The sequence below is a fragment of the Streptomyces sp. NPDC001508 genome (assembly GCF_040298665.1).
GTDB lineage: Bacteria > Actinomycetota > Actinomycetes > Streptomycetales > Streptomycetaceae > Streptomyces.
This window is the reverse complement of the sequence record NZ_JBEPAP010000002.1, coordinates 333,613-349,827: the sequence shown is the minus strand read 5'-3', so window position 1 is coordinate 349,827 and position 16,215 is coordinate 333,613. Positions and strand designations below refer to the sequence as shown.

At 70.8% G+C, this 16,215-nt stretch carries 21 protein-coding genes; 11 read left to right on the top strand and 10 right to left on the bottom strand.

Translation table 11 applies throughout. From position 1 onward, the window contains the following. Nucleotides 1-588: 588 nt before the first annotated feature. Genes ABT245_RS03770 through ABT245_RS03760 form a run of 3 tightly spaced genes read right to left on the bottom strand, consistent with a single transcriptional unit; the run spans nucleotide 589 to nucleotide 2,191 of the window. Nucleotides 589-957: a hypothetical protein gene (locus ABT245_RS03770; RefSeq protein ID WP_063823261.1), complete on the bottom strand. Its 369-nt coding sequence runs from the start codon at nucleotides 955-957 to the stop codon at nucleotides 589-591. Continuing rightward, a complete protein-coding gene (locus ABT245_RS03765) occupies nucleotides 954-1,625 on the bottom strand; it encodes a hypothetical protein (protein WP_030645365.1) in 672 nt (223 codons plus the stop codon). Before ABT245_RS03765 ends, ABT245_RS03770 begins: the two co-directional genes overlap by 4 nt. Further along, nucleotides 1,616-2,191 (bottom strand): RNA polymerase sigma factor, encoded by a 576-nt coding sequence (locus ABT245_RS03760; RefSeq protein ID WP_203349058.1) that lies wholly within the window; start codon nucleotides 2,189-2,191, stop codon nucleotides 1,616-1,618. Before ABT245_RS03760 ends, ABT245_RS03765 begins: the two co-directional genes overlap by 10 nt. A 155-nt stretch (nucleotides 2,192-2,346) precedes the next feature. Between ABT245_RS03760 and ABT245_RS03755 the strand changes: the two genes are divergently transcribed. The 7 genes from ABT245_RS03755 (at nucleotide 2,347) to ABT245_RS03725 (ending at nucleotide 6,712) form a co-directional block, all read left to right on the top strand. Continuing rightward, the gene (locus tag ABT245_RS03755) at nucleotides 2,347-2,838 is read left to right on the top strand and encodes an Asp23/Gls24 family envelope stress response protein (protein ID WP_030645369.1); all 492 of its coding nucleotides are present in this window, start codon (nucleotides 2,347-2,349) and stop codon (nucleotides 2,836-2,838) included. Nucleotides 2,839-2,922: 84 nt separating this feature from the next. Next, entirely contained in the window at nucleotides 2,923-3,090 is a 168-nt protein-coding gene (locus ABT245_RS03750; protein WP_030645371.1) for a hypothetical protein, read from the top strand. Next, on the top strand, nucleotides 3,087-3,494 hold the full coding sequence (locus ABT245_RS03745; RefSeq protein WP_351728164.1) for an Asp23/Gls24 family envelope stress response protein: 408 nt from the start codon (nucleotides 3,087-3,089) through the stop codon (nucleotides 3,492-3,494). Before ABT245_RS03750 ends, ABT245_RS03745 begins: the two co-directional genes overlap by 4 nt. Nucleotides 3,495-3,606: 112 nt before the next feature. After that, the gene (locus tag ABT245_RS03740; RefSeq protein WP_351728162.1) at nucleotides 3,607-4,233 is read left to right on the top strand and encodes a DUF6286 domain-containing protein; all 627 of its coding nucleotides are present in this window, start codon (nucleotides 3,607-3,609) and stop codon (nucleotides 4,231-4,233) included. A gap of 28 nt (nucleotides 4,234-4,261) precedes the next feature. Further along, nucleotides 4,262-4,870: an alkaline shock response membrane anchor protein AmaP gene (locus ABT245_RS03735; protein WP_351728161.1), complete on the top strand. Its 609-nt coding sequence runs from the start codon at nucleotides 4,262-4,264 to the stop codon at nucleotides 4,868-4,870. 90 nt (nucleotides 4,871-4,960) lie between these two features. Continuing rightward, nucleotides 4,961-5,116 (top strand): DUF6131 family protein, encoded by a 156-nt coding sequence (locus ABT245_RS03730; protein ID WP_099054839.1) that lies wholly within the window; start codon nucleotides 4,961-4,963, stop codon nucleotides 5,114-5,116. Between the two features lie 354 nt (nucleotides 5,117-5,470). Next, nucleotides 5,471-6,712, top strand: coding sequence for a PP2C family protein-serine/threonine phosphatase (locus ABT245_RS03725; RefSeq protein ID WP_351728159.1), 1,242 nt, complete (start codon nucleotides 5,471-5,473; stop codon nucleotides 6,710-6,712). A 113-nt stretch (nucleotides 6,713-6,825) separates the two neighbouring features. On the opposite strand, the gene ABT245_RS03720 is transcribed toward ABT245_RS03725, so the two are convergent. Then, nucleotides 6,826-6,987: a hypothetical protein gene (locus ABT245_RS03720; protein ID WP_158712535.1), complete on the bottom strand. Its 162-nt coding sequence runs from the start codon at nucleotides 6,985-6,987 to the stop codon at nucleotides 6,826-6,828. Between the two features lie 13 nt (nucleotides 6,988-7,000). Next, nucleotides 7,001-7,600: a DUF5994 family protein gene (locus ABT245_RS03715; RefSeq protein WP_051818442.1), complete on the bottom strand. Its 600-nt coding sequence runs from the start codon at nucleotides 7,598-7,600 to the stop codon at nucleotides 7,001-7,003. Between the two features lie 354 nt (nucleotides 7,601-7,954). Here ABT245_RS03715 and ABT245_RS03710 point away from each other — a divergent pair, with 354 nt between their 5' ends. The 3 genes from ABT245_RS03710 (at nucleotide 7,955) to ABT245_RS03700 (ending at nucleotide 11,022) form a co-directional block, all read left to right on the top strand. Beyond that, a complete protein-coding gene (locus ABT245_RS03710; protein WP_351728156.1) occupies nucleotides 7,955-8,647 on the top strand; it encodes a DUF5994 family protein in 693 nt (230 codons plus the stop codon). 123 nt (nucleotides 8,648-8,770) lie between these two features. After that, nucleotides 8,771-9,634, top strand: a complete 864-nt coding sequence (locus tag ABT245_RS03705; protein ID WP_058082555.1) for a slipin family protein — start codon at nucleotides 8,771-8,773, stop codon at nucleotides 9,632-9,634. Nucleotides 9,635-9,753: 119 nt separating this feature from the next. Next, nucleotides 9,754-11,022, top strand: coding sequence for an ATP-binding protein (locus tag ABT245_RS03700; protein ID WP_351728155.1), 1,269 nt, complete (start codon nucleotides 9,754-9,756; stop codon nucleotides 11,020-11,022). Nucleotides 11,023-11,060: 38 nt separating this feature from the next. Here ABT245_RS03700 and ABT245_RS03695 read toward each other — a convergent pair whose 3' ends face one another. From ABT245_RS03695 to ABT245_RS03680, 4 genes are all read right to left on the bottom strand, one after another. Beyond that, nucleotides 11,061-11,546 carry a DUF5994 family protein gene (locus ABT245_RS03695; RefSeq protein WP_351728153.1) on the bottom strand — a complete coding sequence of 162 codons (486 nt, stop codon included), beginning with the start codon at nucleotides 11,544-11,546 and terminating at the stop codon, nucleotides 11,061-11,063. 284 nt (nucleotides 11,547-11,830) lie between these two features. Further along, nucleotides 11,831-12,103: a hypothetical protein gene (locus ABT245_RS03690; protein WP_351728231.1), complete on the bottom strand. Its 273-nt coding sequence runs from the start codon at nucleotides 12,101-12,103 to the stop codon at nucleotides 11,831-11,833. A gap of 261 nt (nucleotides 12,104-12,364) precedes the next feature. Further along, on the bottom strand, nucleotides 12,365-12,901 hold the full coding sequence (locus ABT245_RS03685) for a DUF5994 family protein (protein WP_171151380.1): 537 nt from the start codon (nucleotides 12,899-12,901) through the stop codon (nucleotides 12,365-12,367). A gap of 189 nt (nucleotides 12,902-13,090) precedes the next feature. Beyond that, nucleotides 13,091-14,068 carry a magnesium transporter CorA family protein gene (locus ABT245_RS03680; RefSeq protein WP_351728152.1) on the bottom strand — a complete coding sequence of 326 codons (978 nt, stop codon included), beginning with the start codon at nucleotides 14,066-14,068 and terminating at the stop codon, nucleotides 13,091-13,093. A 248-nt stretch (nucleotides 14,069-14,316) separates the two neighbouring features. Between ABT245_RS03680 and ABT245_RS03675 the strand changes: the two genes are divergently transcribed. Then, nucleotides 14,317-15,369 carry a fatty acid desaturase family protein gene (locus ABT245_RS03675; protein ID WP_351728151.1) on the top strand — a complete coding sequence of 351 codons (1,053 nt, stop codon included), beginning with the start codon at nucleotides 14,317-14,319 and terminating at the stop codon, nucleotides 15,367-15,369. A gap of 605 nt (nucleotides 15,370-15,974) precedes the next feature. Here ABT245_RS03675 and ABT245_RS03670 read toward each other — a convergent pair. After that, nucleotides 15,975-16,136 (bottom strand): hypothetical protein, encoded by a 162-nt coding sequence (locus ABT245_RS03670; RefSeq protein ID WP_203349057.1) that lies wholly within the window; start codon nucleotides 16,134-16,136, stop codon nucleotides 15,975-15,977. Nucleotides 16,137-16,215 lie beyond the last annotated feature (79 nt).

Here is a 16,215-nt window from a genome sequence, read left to right as displayed (position 1 = left end):
GCACGCCAGACTTTCCGGCGGTCGCTGATCACGCACGCTCCGGAGCACTCGCCGGCGTGCCCGCAAGGGCCCCACGATCACGAAGTCTCCCCCGAGTCGCGCGAACGGTTGCGTGGTTGCCGTGTGCAGCGGATCGGACGCCCCTGCGCGGTCGGCAGCCGCCCGGCCGACAACAGGAGCGGGCCGGCGCCGCGAAGCACCCGGGACAGCGGCCCGTCGCCGTCTCCGGCACCGGCGGCAACGGTCCCGTCAGGCCGGTCAGGGCCGCGTCGGGGTCGCGGTGTGAGAAACAGACCCGCTCGGCGGCGCCGTCCTCGTCCATCAGATCGGCCGCGGACCAGTCGGCCAGTCTCGGCACCAGCACGCGGCACACCCGTCTGAGCCCCTCGACCGCGTCCAGCGTGCTCGACAGCGCCGCCGCGCTCCGGGTGGCGAACGCCATCTGGTCGGGCGCCGCTCGCAACGCCGCGTCCGCGTCATCCTCGTCCATGGCGACCACCTGCCCGCCTGGTGGCCCCGCGGCCGCTTCCGCCCTGGGAAACCAGCTTGCCGAACGACGGTTCGCGGGGCCTGTGCCCGCGCCGCCGCTCATGCCGCGTCGCGCCAGGCGGCGATACCAGTCACCGTGACCGCGACGGTGACCGGCTCCGCGGCACCGTGGGTGGCGAGGTGGGTGACGAGGGCGGCTGTCACCCGGTCGTGGACGTTTCGGGCGATGTCCAGCGCCCGCCGACCCTCTGTCAGGACGCAGCGCACCTCGATGTGCCATCCGGAACCGTCCGGCGCCCGGTCGGCGCGTATGCCGGCCTCGGGCGGCGTGGTGTCCGCCCGGGTGGGCGCGGCGGCTGCCGCGAGGCGCCGGGCGAGGCGGGGTTGCAGGGCGGCCACGCCAGGAACCGCGAGGGCTGCCTCGGCCGCGACGCCGGGGAGCGCGGTGGTGCCGACGGCGGTCATCATGCGCCACCGCCCGTCGGGAGGCGGGGACCGAGGGTCGGTCCCGGTTCCAGTACGTCGGCCACGGTGATGTCGACGGCTGTCACCGTGAGCCCCAGGTCCTGTCCGGCCGAGTGGAGGACCGATCGGCGTACCTGGTGGACCCGGTCGGGCAGCGGGCGGTCGAGGGCGGCGGCCAGGGTCATGGTCACCCGCACGTCGGTGCCGTTGCCCTCGGGTACGAGCCGGCAGGTCGCGGCCCTGGCACCGGGGACCGTGTCCGCGGCCCGCCTCAGCACCTTCGCCGCGGCGCTCTCGGCGATCCGCAGGTCCCGGTCGGGGTCGGCCAGGGGCAGCAGCCGCCCGAACCGGACCTCTGCCCTGACGACGTCCATGACCCGGTCGGCGAGTGCGTGCAGGCCCGGAGGGTCCTCGTCGCGCAGCGTCCGGGCGGCCGCGTTCACCGTGGCCAGTCCCTCAACCGCCTCTCGGCAGTATGGACAGGACACCGGGTGCGGGTCCGCGGCCGGTGGTGCGTCCCGCGCCTGTTCCCAGACCCGGCTGAGCAGGCGGCCGCAGGGCAGTACCTCATCGCCTGCGATCGGGGGCACGTCGGCGGCGGCCCAGCCGTTGCGGGGCCCGTCGGCTCCGGGCGGTTCGGGAGGCCGCGTGTGCGGGTCGTCTAGCGCCATGAGCCCATCGCCTCCTGCAGGGATCGGCGTGCCCTGAACAGTCTGCCGCGTACCGTCTGCTCGCCGGTACGCGTCACGTGCGCTATCTCCTTGTAGGGCAGGCCGTGCACCTCCCGCATGATCCAGCAGACCCGCTGTCCGGCGTCCAGCTCGGCGAGTGCGCGGAACAGGGCGGCCGTGGCCGCGTCCTGCTCGGCGGTCCGGGCGGGATGGCTCCACGCGTCGCTCGCCGTGGGTTCGGCCACGGTGTCCAGGGGAACGGGCGGCGGCCGGCGGTGGCACATGGTCTGACAGCGGTTGACGGTGATCCGGTACATCCAGGTGCGGAACTCCGCCCTGTGGCGGTATTCCGGCAGGTGGCGCCAGGCACTGACGAAGGCGTCCTGGACGGCCTCTTCGGCGTCCTGGGGGTTGCCCAGCATGCAGCGGGCCAGGGTCAGGAGGGAGCGGCTGTGCCGCTGGACGAGAACGGCGAAGGCGTCCTCGTCTCCCTCGGCCGCCCGCACCGCCAGCAGACGGTCGGGCAGGTCGCACCCCAGTCGTGGGGAAGCAGTGCGTTCGATCATGGCGCCCCCACGCAGGTCTCGGAACGACCGTGTACCCCCGAAAAGAGATGTGATGCACGTCACACACCAGGGCACGTGAGGACTCCGCCGCTCGATATGTCCAACTTTCGACGGGCATCATTCCGGTGTCCGGCCGACCGATCGAGGCGACCGCCATGACGGACAACATCACCAGCGTCGGCGGGGGCAGCCGGCCCGAAACAGGCGTGAGCGCGCTCAAGGGCCGCACCGGGGCCGGGGCTCCGGCCGAGACACGGGGCAGGACCACCATCGCGGACGGCGTGGTGGCCAAGATCGCGGGCATGGCCGCCCGCGAGGTACCAGGCATCCACAGCCTGGGCGCGGGCATGGCCCGCGCCTTCGGAGCCATGCGGGAACACGTCCCCGGCGCAGGCGGAGGCGGAGCGGTCACCCGCGGCGTCAAGGTCGAGGTCGGGGAACGGCAGGCCGCGGTGGACCTGGACGTCGTCGTCGAGTACGGCGTCTCCATCGTCGACGTCGCGGGCGGCGTACGCACCAACGTCATCAGCGCCGTGGAGCGGATGACGGGCCTGGAGGTCGTCGAGGTGAACATCGCCGTCGACGACGTCCACCTGCCCGACGACGAGGAGGAACAGACCGGACCGGACGAGGGCCGCGTGAGGTGACCGCTGCCGGGAGCACCGCCGTGTCCTCGGGCACGAGCGAATGATCACGGCGGGAGGGACACTCGCGAGACGGGTGAGTGCAAGATGAACACAGCAACGACGGGACTCGCGGCCGGCATGGCCCTCGGCTTCGCCGGCTACTTCGGCGGCTTCTGGGCCTTTCTGCTGGTGCTGGTCCTGGGCGCGGCGGGGCTGATCGTCGGCCTCGTCGTACAGGGCGACCTGGACCTCCGGACACGGAGGCAGCGGTGAAGACCCGGCCCGGTTCCCCCGGCGAGGGGTCGGGCCCGCCGGCGCCGGCCGCCGGGCTGCCGCCCCCGGCCGAGCGGGGCGCCACCGTCATCCCGGACAGGGTGGTCGCCCGTATCGCCGCGCAGGCCGCGCGCGCGGCGCAGGCGCGGCGCGCCGCGGTACCGCCCGATCGGGGCGGACCTGCGGCACCCCACGCCTCCGCCGCCGTCCGTACCGGATCGGTGCGCCTGCATCTGACCATGGACCTGCCCTATCCCACCGACATCCCCCGTGTCTGCGAGCGGATCCGGCAGGACGTCGCCGAACGGGTCGCCCAGCTGACCGGGCTGCGGGTGGGAGAGGTCCTCCTCACCGTCCGGCGGCTGGTGACCGCCGCCGACTCGAGCCGGGGGCGGGTCCGGTGAGCGGCCGGGCGGCCCGGGTCACCGGGCACGCCGTGCAGGAAGGGCGATCGCGATGACATCCGGTCCACGTCCCCCGGGCCGCGGCTCCGCGTCGTCCGCGCACCGTGCCGCAGTGCCGCTGACGAAGGAGCCCGATCCTCCCGAACGCGACGTGTCCACCTCGGACCTGACAGCCGGTGAGCGCGAAGGAGGGCACCGAACCCGTCGCGAGTGGTCGGCGCGCAGCATCACGGCGGCGCTGGTCGCCGCGGTGACTCTCGTGGCCGCGGTCGCGACGCTCGTCGATGTCGTCGCCGTACGGGCGGGACGTCCGGCCGCGGCCTGGCGACGGCACCTGGCCGACGAACTGGCGACCCGCCCGGTGGACGACGTGTGGATGCTGACGGGGGCCGCCGTGGCCGCCGCCGTCGGCGTCTGGCTGATCGTCCTGGCCCTCACCCCCGGTCAGCGACGCTGGCTGCCCCTGCGCTCACCCGCCGGCTGCCCGCGATTGCGGGCCTTCGTGGACCGCAACAGCGCCGCCGTCCTGCTGCGCGACGCCGCCATGCGCGTCCCCGGAGTCGGCGCGGCGCACGTCCTGGTGGGCCGCCACCGCATCAAAGCCCGCGCGGACGTCCGCTTCCGAGACCCCCGACAGGTGAAGGACGACCTCACCGCCGTCCTCGACGAGGAGCGCGACCGGCTCGCCCTCGCCCGTCCTCCCCGCATCGCCGTACGAACGCGGCGACGCACCCGCTGACACAAGCCCCGCAGCACCGGAGCCCGCCATGACGCCGCGATCCGCCCTCAACCGCACTCTGCTGGCCCTCGCCGGACTGGTCCTCCTCGGCGGCGGACTGCTCATCCTCTTCGCCGGGCTCGACCTCTACCGGCGACACGATCTGGCCCCACCCGCCGGCTGGCCCCTGACCACCCCGGCCGACGTCCTGCTCGCCTCCGCCGACCGGGCCCGCTGGAGCAGCCAGGGCTGGTGGTGGTGGCCCGCGGTCATCGCCGCCCTCGTCCTCACCGCCCTGCTCGCCCTGTGGTGGCTGCTCGCCCAGCTGAGCCGACACCGCCCCGGCTCACTGCCCGTCGGCGGCACACCCCCGCAGGAGGGCGTCGAAGTGCGCGACCGCGCACTCAGCGAAGCGATCGCGAACGAAGCCGGTGCCCTGCCAGGGGTAGGCCATGCGGCCGTACTCATCACCGGCCGACCGGGCCGCCACCACACCCGCATCAAGCTCACCCTCACCCCCGAGGGCACGCCCGGCGCCACTCTCGGTGCCCTGTGCGAAGGCCCGCTCAGCACCGCGCGTCGGTCCACCGGCCTCATCGACATGCCCGCCGAGGTCCGCCTACAGGTCAGCCGCCACGGACCACACCGCGTGGAGTAAGGAGGAGAGAGATTGGGCCGTTCCCGCCGACGCCCTTGCGGCCCAGAGCAGTTCGCGGGTGCGCCGACATCACTCCCCGAAGGAGAGATCATGATCATCCTGGGCGTCATACTGCTCGTCGTCGGCTTCCTCACCGGCCTGTCCATCCTGTGGACCATCGGGATCATCCTGCTGGTCGTCGGAGCCATCCTGTGGATCCTCGGCGCGATGGGACACGCCGTCGCCGGCCGACGCCACTACTGGTAGTCGGAATCGTCGCCCTGCAGGGCAGTGATCCAGGCTGCGGGCAGGCCGGCAGACGTCGCGGACCCCACCAAGACGTTCCGCGGCGGCGGACGACGGCGGCGGCGGAGAGGTCGAGCCGGCAGAGGCCGCCGCCGGTGCCGGCCAGCCGCCGAGGCTCGACCGGGGCGCGCCCGGTGGCCGTTGTGCCGGTCCTCGCCGCACGAGCGCACGGCCGACTCGTTGGGGAGTCGGTGGATCGGCCCCCACCATCCGGGCGGAAGTTCCCCACCGCGTCGGCCCGTGAGTCTCCGCCGGAAGTTCGTATGCACAGCACCTTCGTGAGGATCCGCCCGAACGTCCCCCGGGGCCACGGCGATGGCGGGCGGTGAGCGGCAAGGACCCGCGGAAGGCTCCACCCGGTCGGAGTGCTTCGGGGAGGAGTTTCTGGGAGTCCTGCTGGACCAGGGGCACGAGTTGCCGCCGCACCAGCTCGGTCCGCTCGTCGCACGGCAGATCGGCAGGCTCGACGGCCGCGAGACCTCTATCTTCCTGCAGGACTACGGCCAGGTGTGGCTCGTCCCCCTGCCGGGCGACGGGCTGGCGGCCGGGGAACCGCAGCCGATCGACGGCTCCGACGCCGGACGCGCCTTCCGGGAGGCGCGTCCCGTCGAGGTTTCGCAGGCCGGCGGTGTGCGGGTCTACCTTCCCCTGCTGGACGGTGGAGACCAGGTGGGCGTGATGGCCGTCACCCTGGACCACCTCCACGACGACGAGCGACGGCTGCTGCGCAGGCTCGCCTCGCTCGTGGCCGACATGCTGGTGACCAAGCACGGTTACACCGATCTGTTCTTCCGGCTGCGCCGCAGAGAACCGATGAGTGTGGCGGCGGAGATCCAATGGTCGCTGCTGCCACCGCTGGCGATGTCCACGCCCCGGGTCGAGCTGGCCGGCATGCTGGAACCCGCCTACGACGTGGCCGGCGACAGCTTCGACTACGCCCCCAACGACGGTGTCCTGCATGTGGCCATGGTCGACGCGATGGGCCACGGACTGGACGCCGCCACGATGGCCACGGTGGTCATCGGAGCCTACCGGCATGCCCGGCGCATCAGCGTCGGCCTGTCGGAGATCTATACGTTCACGGACCGGGCCGTCGCCGAGCAGTTCGGCCCCGACCACTTCGCGACCGCTCAGATGATGCGGCTCAACACGGCCACGGGCAGGCTCCAGTGGGTCAACGCCGGACATCCCGCTCCTGTGCTGATCCGTGGACACCGTGTCGTACGACGGCTGCAGGGCCCGACGACGCTGCCCGTCGGCTTCGGCGGTCACGAGCCCCGGATCAGCGAAGTGGCCCTCATCCCCGGCGACCGGATCCTGTGCTTCACCGACGGACTGACAGAGGAGCGCGATGTCGGCGGTGAGGAATTCGGTGAGGAGCAGCTCATCGGGTGGGTGAACCGCCTTGAGCCCACGGCCCAACAGGTCCGGACGGTGGCGCGCTCCCTCTCCCACGCGCTGCAACGGGCGCGGGGCGGGATCATCACGGACGATGCGACGCTCCTGCTGATCGAATGGCGCGGGAGCGCCCCCGACGACCTCGCCCTCCTGGAGTGAGCCGGCAGCGCACCGCCATGGACATGGCCGACGGCACACTACGTTCCTCTCCCGCCGCTCTTTGCGAAAGTCGCACCGGCGGGGGCGGCTCCGCGATCCTCCTTGGAGCGGGTTCACTTCCCCGTGCGGTGCCATGGCGAGAACCGCCACCGCCGGGTACGGCCGGAGGTCAGGGCCTCCATGCGATCATCGTGGCTCGCGGTGAACAGCTGAATCACGATCACACCGAAGACGATCATTGCGAGCAGCACGCTCACCGTCACGAAGGTGCCCATATCTCCCATGCTCCTACTGCCGTGGTGGGGGCCCGTGACCGGTGACCGGTCCGTCAGGAGTGCGTGAGGCGGGGTGGGGGGCGTCGTGTCCGCCTTCGGAGTCCCAGACCGCCTCCCCGAGTGAGTCCGAGTCGGCCGCTGCCTCTGCCGCGGCCCGGAAACGTTCGGCCTCATGGATCAGGCCGGTCGCCGTGAGGCTCCGCGACGGGTCGGTGGCCGTGGCCATGAGCCGGGCTGCGGTGGCCGGGGCTGTCTCCGGTGGGATCACCAGCAGGTCCCAGCGGCCGAAGGTGTGGGACAGCAGCAACAGCTTGTGCGGGTCCTGCCCGGCGTTGGACCAGCCGACGCGCACCATGTGGCCGTGCGCGGGCACTTCACCCGGGATGACCGGCCACAACGTGCGGCTCACCGCTATCCGGGTGATCCGCCCCCACAGCGGGTCGAGACATTCGACGAGCGCCGGGAGCTCCTCCGTCAGGTTGCGCGAACGGGGCCACCAGGCACCGTCGATCAGGGCCGGAGGGGCGCCGGCCCGCGCCAGCGTGAGTCGGAGCGGTGACGAAGAAGGGGCCCGGTCTCCGACTGCGGGTGTGAACGGAATGGTCGCGGTCATGACGCGGACCCAACCCCGGGCCGGTCACGGCCGGCCCGGTTGCCATGAATCGCCGAGAACGACCCGGCGTGGAAGCCGGTGTACGAGATGCTCTCGGTACTCACCAGGTTACTCCTCGCCCGCGCCCGGCGGACCGATGCGGAGCGAGGGGTTGAACGGAACACGAGGAAAACCTCCCGCGCAATACAGCCAAGGAGTGCCGGCCAGGGCATGCGAGCCGTCGGGCGTGAGACCGGTCCGGTAGCCGGCGTACGGCGTGCCCCGGCGCCCTCAGCCCACTTCCCGCCGGTATCGACAGCCGCTTCACCGAATGCGGCGGCGTCTCCACAACCGCCCCGGCGTGTGCGGAGTACCGTGGAAAGCACCGAGGGCATTTCGCACACCGGCTTCCACGCCGGGTCGTTCTCGGCGAGAGACGAAACCCGGGGCGCCGCCAAGGCGGCCCGGAGATGGGTCCGCATCATGTCGGCGACCTTGCACCAACTCCTGCCACACCACGAGCCCGTCGCAGCCCCGGCCGTGCGTCTCGCGCTGAAGACCGACGGCCCGTCGCGCGGCCTCCTGGACGGTGCCTGGTGGCCCCGCTCCCGAGACCTGCTGAGCGAGCTGCCCGCACTGACCGATGTGCTGGACCCTCTGTGGGGCCGCATCACCCGCATCGCCGTCAACCCGAAGTACTGGCCGGTCATCCCGCACGAGATCCCCGTGGGCGGTCATGTCGTCAAGGTCGGATGGTTCACCCCGGAGATCGACCCGCACAAGCTGCTGCTGCTCTCCTACGGCACCGGCCGCTGGGACCTGCTGGTCATCCCGCCCGAGACCGAGACGGAGTCGGCGGCCCGCCTGATGGCGACCGCGTCCGACTACGACGGCCCACCGCTGACCGCAAGCGCTCTCATCGCCGCGGACGAGACCCGGCACGCCGTCTCCGCCGCCGACCGGCCACTCGAACCGGACGAGGCAGGGAAGCACGAGGAGGACGGCCCCGCCTCAGCAGCCGTTCCGGCACGGACGGATCGCGCCAGTCGCCTGGTCATCGGCATGTGAGACGGCCGCCACGACCGGTGCCTTCCCGGGTTTCGGCCCTGCCTCGCGAACCGGCGCAGGCATATGCAGGGGTCTCGACCGGCGGATCCCCGCCCCCGTGGTCCTCGTCCCGAGGAGCAGCACATGCAAGCCCTGATCGTTCTCATCGTCGTGATCGGTCTCCTGGCCGTCCTGGCCCTCGCCCTGTCCGTGAAGGTCGTCAAGCAGTACGAGAAGGGAGTGCTGTTCCGCTTCGGCCGACTTGTCGGAACACGCTCCCCGGGGCTGCGGCTCATCATCCCGTTCGTCGACGCCCTGCACCGGGTGTCGCTGCGGGTCGTCACCATGCCGATCCAGTCCCAGGGCATCATCACCCGGGACAACGTGAGCGTGGACGTGTCGGCGGTCGCCTACTTCCGGGTCGTCGACGCCGTGAAGTCGGTTGTCGCCGTGGAGAACGTCAACGCGGCGATCAACCAGATCGCCCAGACCACCCTGCGGAAGGTCGTCGGCCGGCACACGCTCGACGAGACGCTGTCGGAGACGGACCGTATCAACCTGGACATCCGCCAGATCCTCGACGTCACCACCGTCGACTGGGGTGTGCAGGTCACGCTGGTCGAGCTCAAGGACATCCAGCTGCCCGACACCATGAAGCGCGCCATGGCCCGCCAGGCCGAGGCCGAGCGCGAGAAGCGAGCGAAGATCATCAACGCGGAGGGCGAGTCCCTGGCCGCAGCCGCGCTCGGCGACGCCTCGGACACCATGATGGCCCACCCCCTGGCGCTTCAACTGCGCAATCTCCAGAGCCTGGTGGAGATCGGTGTCGACCAGAACACCACCGTCGTCTTCCCGGCCCCCCTCATGAGCACGATCGGCGAGCTCGGCTCCTTCCTCGCCCGGGAAACCGCTGCCGCCGCCCCCGCCGCGGCAGCGCCACCGGTCGGCACCGGCCGCACCGACACGTCCCTCAGCCCGGCCGCCAGCGCGCAAGGCACCGCGGCGTGAAGCCGACTACGGCCCGAACGATCCGTGGCACCAGGGAGGATTCGTGACCGTCGCCTGTCGCGCGCGTCCTCCGGACACCGGCTGATGATGGGAGTACGATCGAACACGCGGAGCTGATCATGACGGGTTGGCGGGTCAGGGACTACACCCAGGACGATCTCGAAGCGGTGATCCGTGTCGACATGCAGAGCGGCACGACCGAGGAGCCGCCGCTCTTCCCGCTCTCGGACGCCGTGACGGCCCTCCAGACCCGCCACCCGGCGGTGGTGGCCACGGCCGACGACGTGCTGATCGGCGCCGCGGTGAGCAGGGTGGAGGGCGAACGGGCATGGATCCTGCGCATCTGCATGGCGCCCGGCTGGCGGCAGCGCGGGCTGGGCAGTGCCCTGATCACCGCCCTTGAGCAACGGCTCTTCGCCGCCGGCATCCGCGCGGTGCACGCCGCCCTGCCCGAGGGCGAGACCGGTGCCACCGCCCTGCGCCACTGCGACTTCGGCGCCCGCCCCGGGCTGGTCTTCTTCGAGAAACGCGGACCGGTGACCCCGCAGTCGGCCGGCACGCTGTCCTCGCTCGGAGCGGAGCTGCCGCCAGGGGGACTGTGGCAGAAGGTCGCGGGCATGCAACGGGAGAAGCAGCTCATCGAGCGGCGCCTGGTCCTGCCGCTGGCCCACCCCGAACTGGCCGCCCAGCACGGAGTGGAACCGCCACGGGCGGTGATGCTGTTCGGCCCGCCCGGGACCGGCAAGAGCACGTTCGCGCACGCGATCGCCAGCCGCCTGGGATGGCCCTTCCTCGAACTGTTCCCCGCCCGTCTGGCCGCCGAGTACGGCCTGGCGACCGGGCTGAACCGGCGCTTCGACGAGATCGCCCGGCTCGACCACGTCCTCGTCTTCATCGACGAGGTCGAGGAGATCGCCGGCGAACGCGGCGGCGCGGACGCGACCGCTGTCGGCGTCGTCAACGAACTGCTCAAGGCGATCGTCCGGTTCCGAAGCCAGGACGGACGGCTGCTCGTCTGCGCCACGAACAACGTGACCACGCTCGACTCCGCGTTCCTGCGGCACGGCCGCTTCGACTACGTGCTGCCGATCGGCCCTCCCGACCACACCGCCAGGACCGCGCTGTGGGAGAGCTACCTGGCCCGAGCGGGCGCACGGGCCGACAGCGCGGTACTCGCGTCCGCCAGCGAGGGGTTCACCCCCGCCGACATCGCCCACGCGGCACGCACTGTCTCCCAGGCCCAGTTCGAGCGCACCTTCGACACGGGCACCCGGACCACCCCCACCACCGACGACTACCTGGACACGATCCGCGACACCAGGCCCACGGTCAGCGCCGCCATGGCCCAGGAATTCGCCCAACAGACGGAGGAGTTCGCCCGCATCTAGCGTCCGGGCCGATAAAGAGTCGGCGTGCGACGGACGTGTCAGGCCGGCGCAGGTGGCTGGACGCTGCCCGTTTCGATGAGGATCTGCCTGGCCTCGGTGACATTTTCGGCCCGTACGGCCCTGGCCATCGCGGCGCGTGCCGCGTCGGGCGACGTGTCCGGAGGCACCAGCAGCAGGGAGAAGTGGTCCCGGTCGCCCCGGGTGATGAGGACGGTGTCGTCACCGACCGGGAAGGAGTCGATGTGCACGACGCGGTCGTCGACCATCACCCGGGTCGGCAGTCCGTCCCAGGCTCTGCCGTCCAGACCGACCCGGGTGATGGGCCCGAGATGCTCGGTCAACGCGGAGATCAGCGAGGGCAGCTCCGCACCGATGTCCCGGGACCGCGGCCACCATGCGCCGTCCAGGATTCCCTCGCGTGCGTGTGTCGTCTCCAGCCGCAGCAGGGCCGTCCCGGGGTGCACCGACCGGTGGACGGCGTCCGGCAGAAGCCTGGGGAGATCGGGGGTGTCTGAGTCGGCCATGGTGTCCGCCCGTCCACAGAGAGCAGTGCGACCGCAGGACGTGCTGCCACGATACGACCCTGCTACCTCACGGTACTCCGCACGACGCTCCCGCGAGCGCTTCGCCGCAGGGCGCGGTCACGGAAACAGGCAACGGCTCCGGCGTATACCCGCCGGAGCCGCCCTTCCGGGTCATTGCACGTGAGCGTGCACCGACCCGCCTTCCAGGTTACGCCAAAGGGACTAATCCGCCATAAGCAATCCTTGCGCGGGTTCACTCCGGTCCGAGGAGCCGACGCGGCGGCTCAGCCACGCCCTTCCTCTTCCGTCTCCATCTGCCGGATCCCCTGGTGCGTCAGCGTGATCATCGCGGGCGTGTTACCCCTCCCCCAGTCCACGACGACCCAGCCTTCGCCCGCCAGGTACATACAAGCGGCGGCCATGTCCTGCTCAGGGATACCCAGGTCGGAGCGGAGCTTCGCCCCATCGACGCCCAGGAGGCGATTGCCCTCGGCGGCTTGGTACAGAGCCTGCATGATCCTCTCGCGGTACGTCTTCCGGTCTCGCAGTATCGCCATGACGCGCCTTCCTCTACTGCCCACGATCGGGCCGAAGTCGATGCCGTCCGCGGTCGCCGTCGCGGTGGGGCGCGTCGGAACGGTCGCGTCCACCGCCGGCCGACGGTGCCTCCGGGGCCGACGCCCGATCCCCGGCAGAACATCGCTGTAGTGGAAGGCAGCGATCCGTTCGGCGTGCTGACCGTTGAGCCGGTGGATCAGAACGACTCCGACGGCGATCAGGACGAGCAGCACGCCCGCGGCGATGACGAGCATGGGATCTCACCTCCGCCGACCGGCGGGCGAAGGCCCTGCCGAGCCGATGGGCCGGGGCCGGGACGACGGTCGACCTGCTCCGCCGTCGGCCTCCCAGGCTTCTTCCCTGTTTCGTGCATCGATCCTGTCTGCTGCCTGCTCCCGGGCCGAGGCATCGGCGCCGTCGCCGGCCATCAGCTGCACGGCAACATCCGCACCGGTTTCCGGCGGAATCACCAGCACGTCCCGGCGGCCGTCAGCGGAGAACAGAGTGAGCCTGTGGGGATCCTGTTCCTCGGTGGACCAGCCCACCTGCACGGTGCGCCCGGCGTAGGACACCCAGTGCGGCAGGACGGGCCAGTAGGCCGGGTGCACGGTGACACCCGTGATACGACCCCAGAGATCGCCCAATGCGGCCGTCAACGACGGCAGCTCACGGGTGAAGGCACGGGAGCGGGGCCACCACATACCGTCCAGCCCGCCCGGTGCGGGCGTGAGGGACAGCCGGGCCGGATGGGGCGGCGCGCGCCTGCCCGATGTCGTACGGTCAATGGTCACGGCCATGGCGCGAACCTGTCTCCGGGCTCGTGGGTGCGGCCCGGCGCTGTCGATCTCCGGGAACGGCACCCGCAGCGGAGCCGGTGCGCGAAGAACTCCCGGTGTCTTCACACTACTCCGCTCACCGGTCCGAAAAGCCCGGGATGACCAGGCAGTTTCCTGCCTTCGGGACCTGGTCGCCGGTGCCGATGCCGGTCAGAGCCAGTCCTTGCGCTTGAACGTCAGATACAGCAAGGCGGACAGGAGCACGATGACGGCGGCGGAGGTGACGAATCCCGACTCGCGGCCGAAACCGGGATAGGGGAGGTTCTGGCCGTAGTAGCCGGTGATCGCGGTGGGTACGGCGATGATCGCGGCCCAGCTCGTCACCTTCTTCATGATCAGGTTCATGCGATTGGCCTGGACCGAGAGGTTCGTCTCCATGACCGAGGCCACCAGGTCCCGCAGTGATTCCGTCCACTCGGTGGCACGCAGCACGTGGTCGTAGACGTCCTGGTAGTACGGGGCGAGAGGGTCGTTGATCAGGTGCAGGCCGGGGCGCATGAGGGTGTTGACCACCTCACGCATCGGGAGCACGACGCGGCGCAGCTGGACGAGCGACTTGCGCAGTGCGAAAACCCGGCGCTGCACGGCTTCGATCTCACGGCGCCCGGCCGCGAAGAGCAGACCCTCCAGCTCCTCGGCGCTGTCGTCCAACTGCTGGACCGCGGCGAAGTGCCCGTCCACGAGATGGTCGAGCAGACCGTGCAGCAGGAATCCGACGCCGTGGCCGGCCAGGTCCGGGCTCTCGTCCCAGCGGGCGACGACGTCCTCGATGTCGAGGCCGTCGTCCTTGCGGACGGTGATCATGGCCTGGCTGGTGAGGAATACGGCGATCTCGCTGTACGCCAGTTGCGCACCGTCCGGGCTGACGGTCACGGCATAGGCGCTGAGGAACTCGTGGGTGCGATAGCGGTCGAGTTTCGGCCGCTGTCCACGGTGAGCGGCATCCTCCAGAGCCAGTTCGTGGATGCCGAACTCCTGGCCGAGCATGGTGAACTCGGCAGGCCCGGGCCGGTGCAGGTCCAGCCACAGGACCGACGCCGGATCAGCGAGATGCGCTGAGACGTCACTGGCGGGAAAGCCCTCCAGGACCAGAGTGCCGTCGTGATACAGCCGGGTACGCGTCACCATGGCCCGAGGCTAGTGTCTTATACCCCTGTCATGCCGCTTCGCCCCGATTGCCAGCGCGGCAGGTTCATCGACAGCAGCCACCCTCCGTGGGGGCCTTATGTCAAAGCCCGCGACATCCGGAGCTCCGACCGACGAGCATCGGGTGCCGGTCCGAAGGCAGGGATGTGGGTACCCGGCTGCCGCATCGCATCCGGCCTGCACCGCACGACCGGATGCGGCCCGTCAGCCGGGAAGGACACTCCGAGACCATGACCACGCATACCCCGCGCCGTCGCCCGCCTCCCCCCGCAGGTGGCAGTGATTTCGCCCGCCTGTCGAAGAAGATCGCCGAGGCCGGCCTGATGAACCGGCGCCCCGGCTACTACACCGTCCGGTCCATCGTCGTGGCCGTCGCCTACGCCGGGGGCTGGAGCGCGTTCGTCGTCATCGGCGCCGGGTGGTGGACCCTGGCGCTCGCCGCGTTCCTCGCCGTGATGTTCGGGCAGGTGGCTCTGCTCGCTCACGACGTCACGCACCGCCAGGTCTTCCGCCGGCGCCGGCCCAGCGAAACGGCCGGCCGCATCGCCGGGGCCGCGATCGGGATGGGCTACGGATGGTGGCAGGACAAACACACCCGCCACCATGCCAACCCCAACCACGAGGACCTCGACCCCGACATCGCCCCCGACCTGCTCGTGTGGTCCCAGGACCAGGCCCGCGCCGCGACCGGACTGCCGAGGATCATCGGCCGTCGGCAGGCGTTCCTCTTCTTTCCCCTGCTCCTGCTCGAAGGGGTCAACCTTCATGTCTCCAGCGCGCGAGCACTGGGCAACCGCGCCCTGAAGAACCGCGCCCTGGACGGCACGCTGCTCTACGGGCACACCGCCGCCTACCTGACCGCAGTGTTCATCGTCCTCCCACCCGGCATGGCAATCGCGTTCCTGGCCGTCCACCAGTGCCTGTTCGGCCTCTACCTCGGTTGTCTGTTCGCCCCCAACCACAAGGGCATGCCGATCCTGACCGGCAACGACCGCCCCGACTTCCTGCGCCGCCAGGTTCTCACCGCACGCAACGTGCGCGGCAGCTGGTTCACCGACCTCGCCCTGGGCGGCCTGAACCACCAGATCGAACACCACCTGTTCCCCAGCATGCCCAGCCCCAACCTGCGCAAGGCCCGGCCCCTCGTCCGCCACTACTGCCAGGACCTTGGAGTCGACTACCTGGAAACCGGACTGATCACCTCCTACCGGCAAGCACTCACCAGCCTCCACCGAGCAGGAGCCCCACTGCGGCGAGCCCGTATCGGCAGCGCCCCAGCATGACGCACCGGCGCCGACGGCGTACTCCAGAGCCCTGTCCCGGTGCCCGGCTGCAGTGATCCGGTGAAACGCAACTGCTGCGCCGCCTCACGGCTCCCCTCATTGATGGGCGCAATCGCAAATCCAGCGTCCCGTGAGCATCACAAGAGCACGAACTGTGTGCGGAGCCGAACGCGGTCATTGCGCGCAAGCAAAAAGCGCGATGCGCACAGGTCCCGCCCACAGCAGGGCGGTTACGTTGTACAGCCACGTACCGCCGATGGCCCAGCCCACCGCGAGCGGCAGGGCGAGCGTGAGGACGCACAGCGCTGGGAAGGCGCGGGCGACGGCCCGGATGTCGCGGTCGGCCAGCGGTCGGGAGCATTACCGGTCGGCGGGTGTGCCGCCCGCGCCGTCCGGGCCGCCGTAGCCGACGCAGCCACCACCGACACATCCGGCCCGGCCACCACCGCCGTCCTCATCACAGAAACCGCAGCCTAGCCAGGCGTCAACGGCAGCTCGACGCGTTGGGCCTCATCCGGTCCCGCCTCTCCGGCCTCACCTCGGGCGCAGGTCACACCACAGCACGCCTGACCGGACGTACAGACACCCCCTCGGCCTTGCCATTTCTACTGTCGGCGGCCCAGCACTCTCCGGATCAGCAGGAAGGCCGCAACGGCGATCAGGGTCATCCCCATGAGGATCACGAGGACCCCGACGACGACCAGGACCGTCCCAAGCAATATCAAAAGCGCCCCGATGATGAGAAGAAACATCGCGAGAACGGTCACGGTCGCCTCCTGTCCCCCCTCCGACTCTGGCCCTTTCCGACCCTCCATCGCAAACACATCCGGACAAATACACGAATGT

What these genes read in the sequence shown, in the direction of transcription:
- ABT245_RS03770 (WP_063823261.1), bottom strand. Translation starts at nt 957, where the DNA reads ATGATGACCGCCGTCGGCACCACCGCGCTCCCCGGCGTCGCGGCCGAG.
- ABT245_RS03765 (WP_030645365.1), bottom strand. Translation starts at nt 1,625, where the DNA reads ATGGCGCTAGACGACCCGCACACGCGGCCTCCCGAACCGCCCGGAGCC.
- ABT245_RS03760 (WP_203349058.1), bottom strand. Translation starts at nt 2,191, where the DNA reads ATGATCGAACGCACTGCTTCCCCACGACTGGGGTGCGACCTGCCCGAC.
- ABT245_RS03755 (WP_030645369.1), top strand. Translation starts at nt 2,347, where the DNA reads ATGACGGACAACATCACCAGCGTCGGCGGGGGCAGCCGGCCCGAAACA.
- ABT245_RS03750 (WP_030645371.1), top strand. Translation starts at nt 2,923, where the DNA reads ATGAACACAGCAACGACGGGACTCGCGGCCGGCATGGCCCTCGGCTTC.
- ABT245_RS03735 (WP_351728161.1), top strand. Translation starts at nt 4,262, where the DNA reads ATGACGCCGCGATCCGCCCTCAACCGCACTCTGCTGGCCCTCGCCGGA.
- ABT245_RS03730 (WP_099054839.1), top strand. Translation starts at nt 4,961, where the DNA reads ATGATCATCCTGGGCGTCATACTGCTCGTCGTCGGCTTCCTCACCGGC.
- ABT245_RS03725 (WP_351728159.1), top strand. Translation starts at nt 5,471, where the DNA reads ATGGCGGGCGGTGAGCGGCAAGGACCCGCGGAAGGCTCCACCCGGTCG.
- ABT245_RS03720 (WP_158712535.1), bottom strand. Translation starts at nt 6,987, where the DNA reads ATGGGCACCTTCGTGACGGTGAGCGTGCTGCTCGCAATGATCGTCTTC.
- ABT245_RS03715 (WP_051818442.1), bottom strand. Translation starts at nt 7,600, where the DNA reads ATGACCGCGACCATTCCGTTCACACCCGCAGTCGGAGACCGGGCCCCT.
- ABT245_RS03705 (WP_058082555.1), top strand. Translation starts at nt 8,771, where the DNA reads ATGCAAGCCCTGATCGTTCTCATCGTCGTGATCGGTCTCCTGGCCGTC.
- ABT245_RS03700 (WP_351728155.1), top strand. Translation starts at nt 9,754, where the DNA reads ATGACGGGTTGGCGGGTCAGGGACTACACCCAGGACGATCTCGAAGCG.
- ABT245_RS03695 (WP_351728153.1), bottom strand. Translation starts at nt 11,546, where the DNA reads ATGGCCGACTCAGACACCCCCGATCTCCCCAGGCTTCTGCCGGACGCC.
- ABT245_RS03690 (WP_351728231.1), bottom strand. Translation starts at nt 12,103, where the DNA reads ATGGCGATACTGCGAGACCGGAAGACGTACCGCGAGAGGATCATGCAG.
- ABT245_RS03685 (WP_171151380.1), bottom strand. Translation starts at nt 12,901, where the DNA reads ATGGCCGTGACCATTGACCGTACGACATCGGGCAGGCGCGCGCCGCCC.
- ABT245_RS03680 (WP_351728152.1), bottom strand. Translation starts at nt 14,068, where the DNA reads ATGGTGACGCGTACCCGGCTGTATCACGACGGCACTCTGGTCCTGGAG.
- ABT245_RS03675 (WP_351728151.1), top strand. Translation starts at nt 14,317, where the DNA reads ATGACCACGCATACCCCGCGCCGTCGCCCGCCTCCCCCCGCAGGTGGC.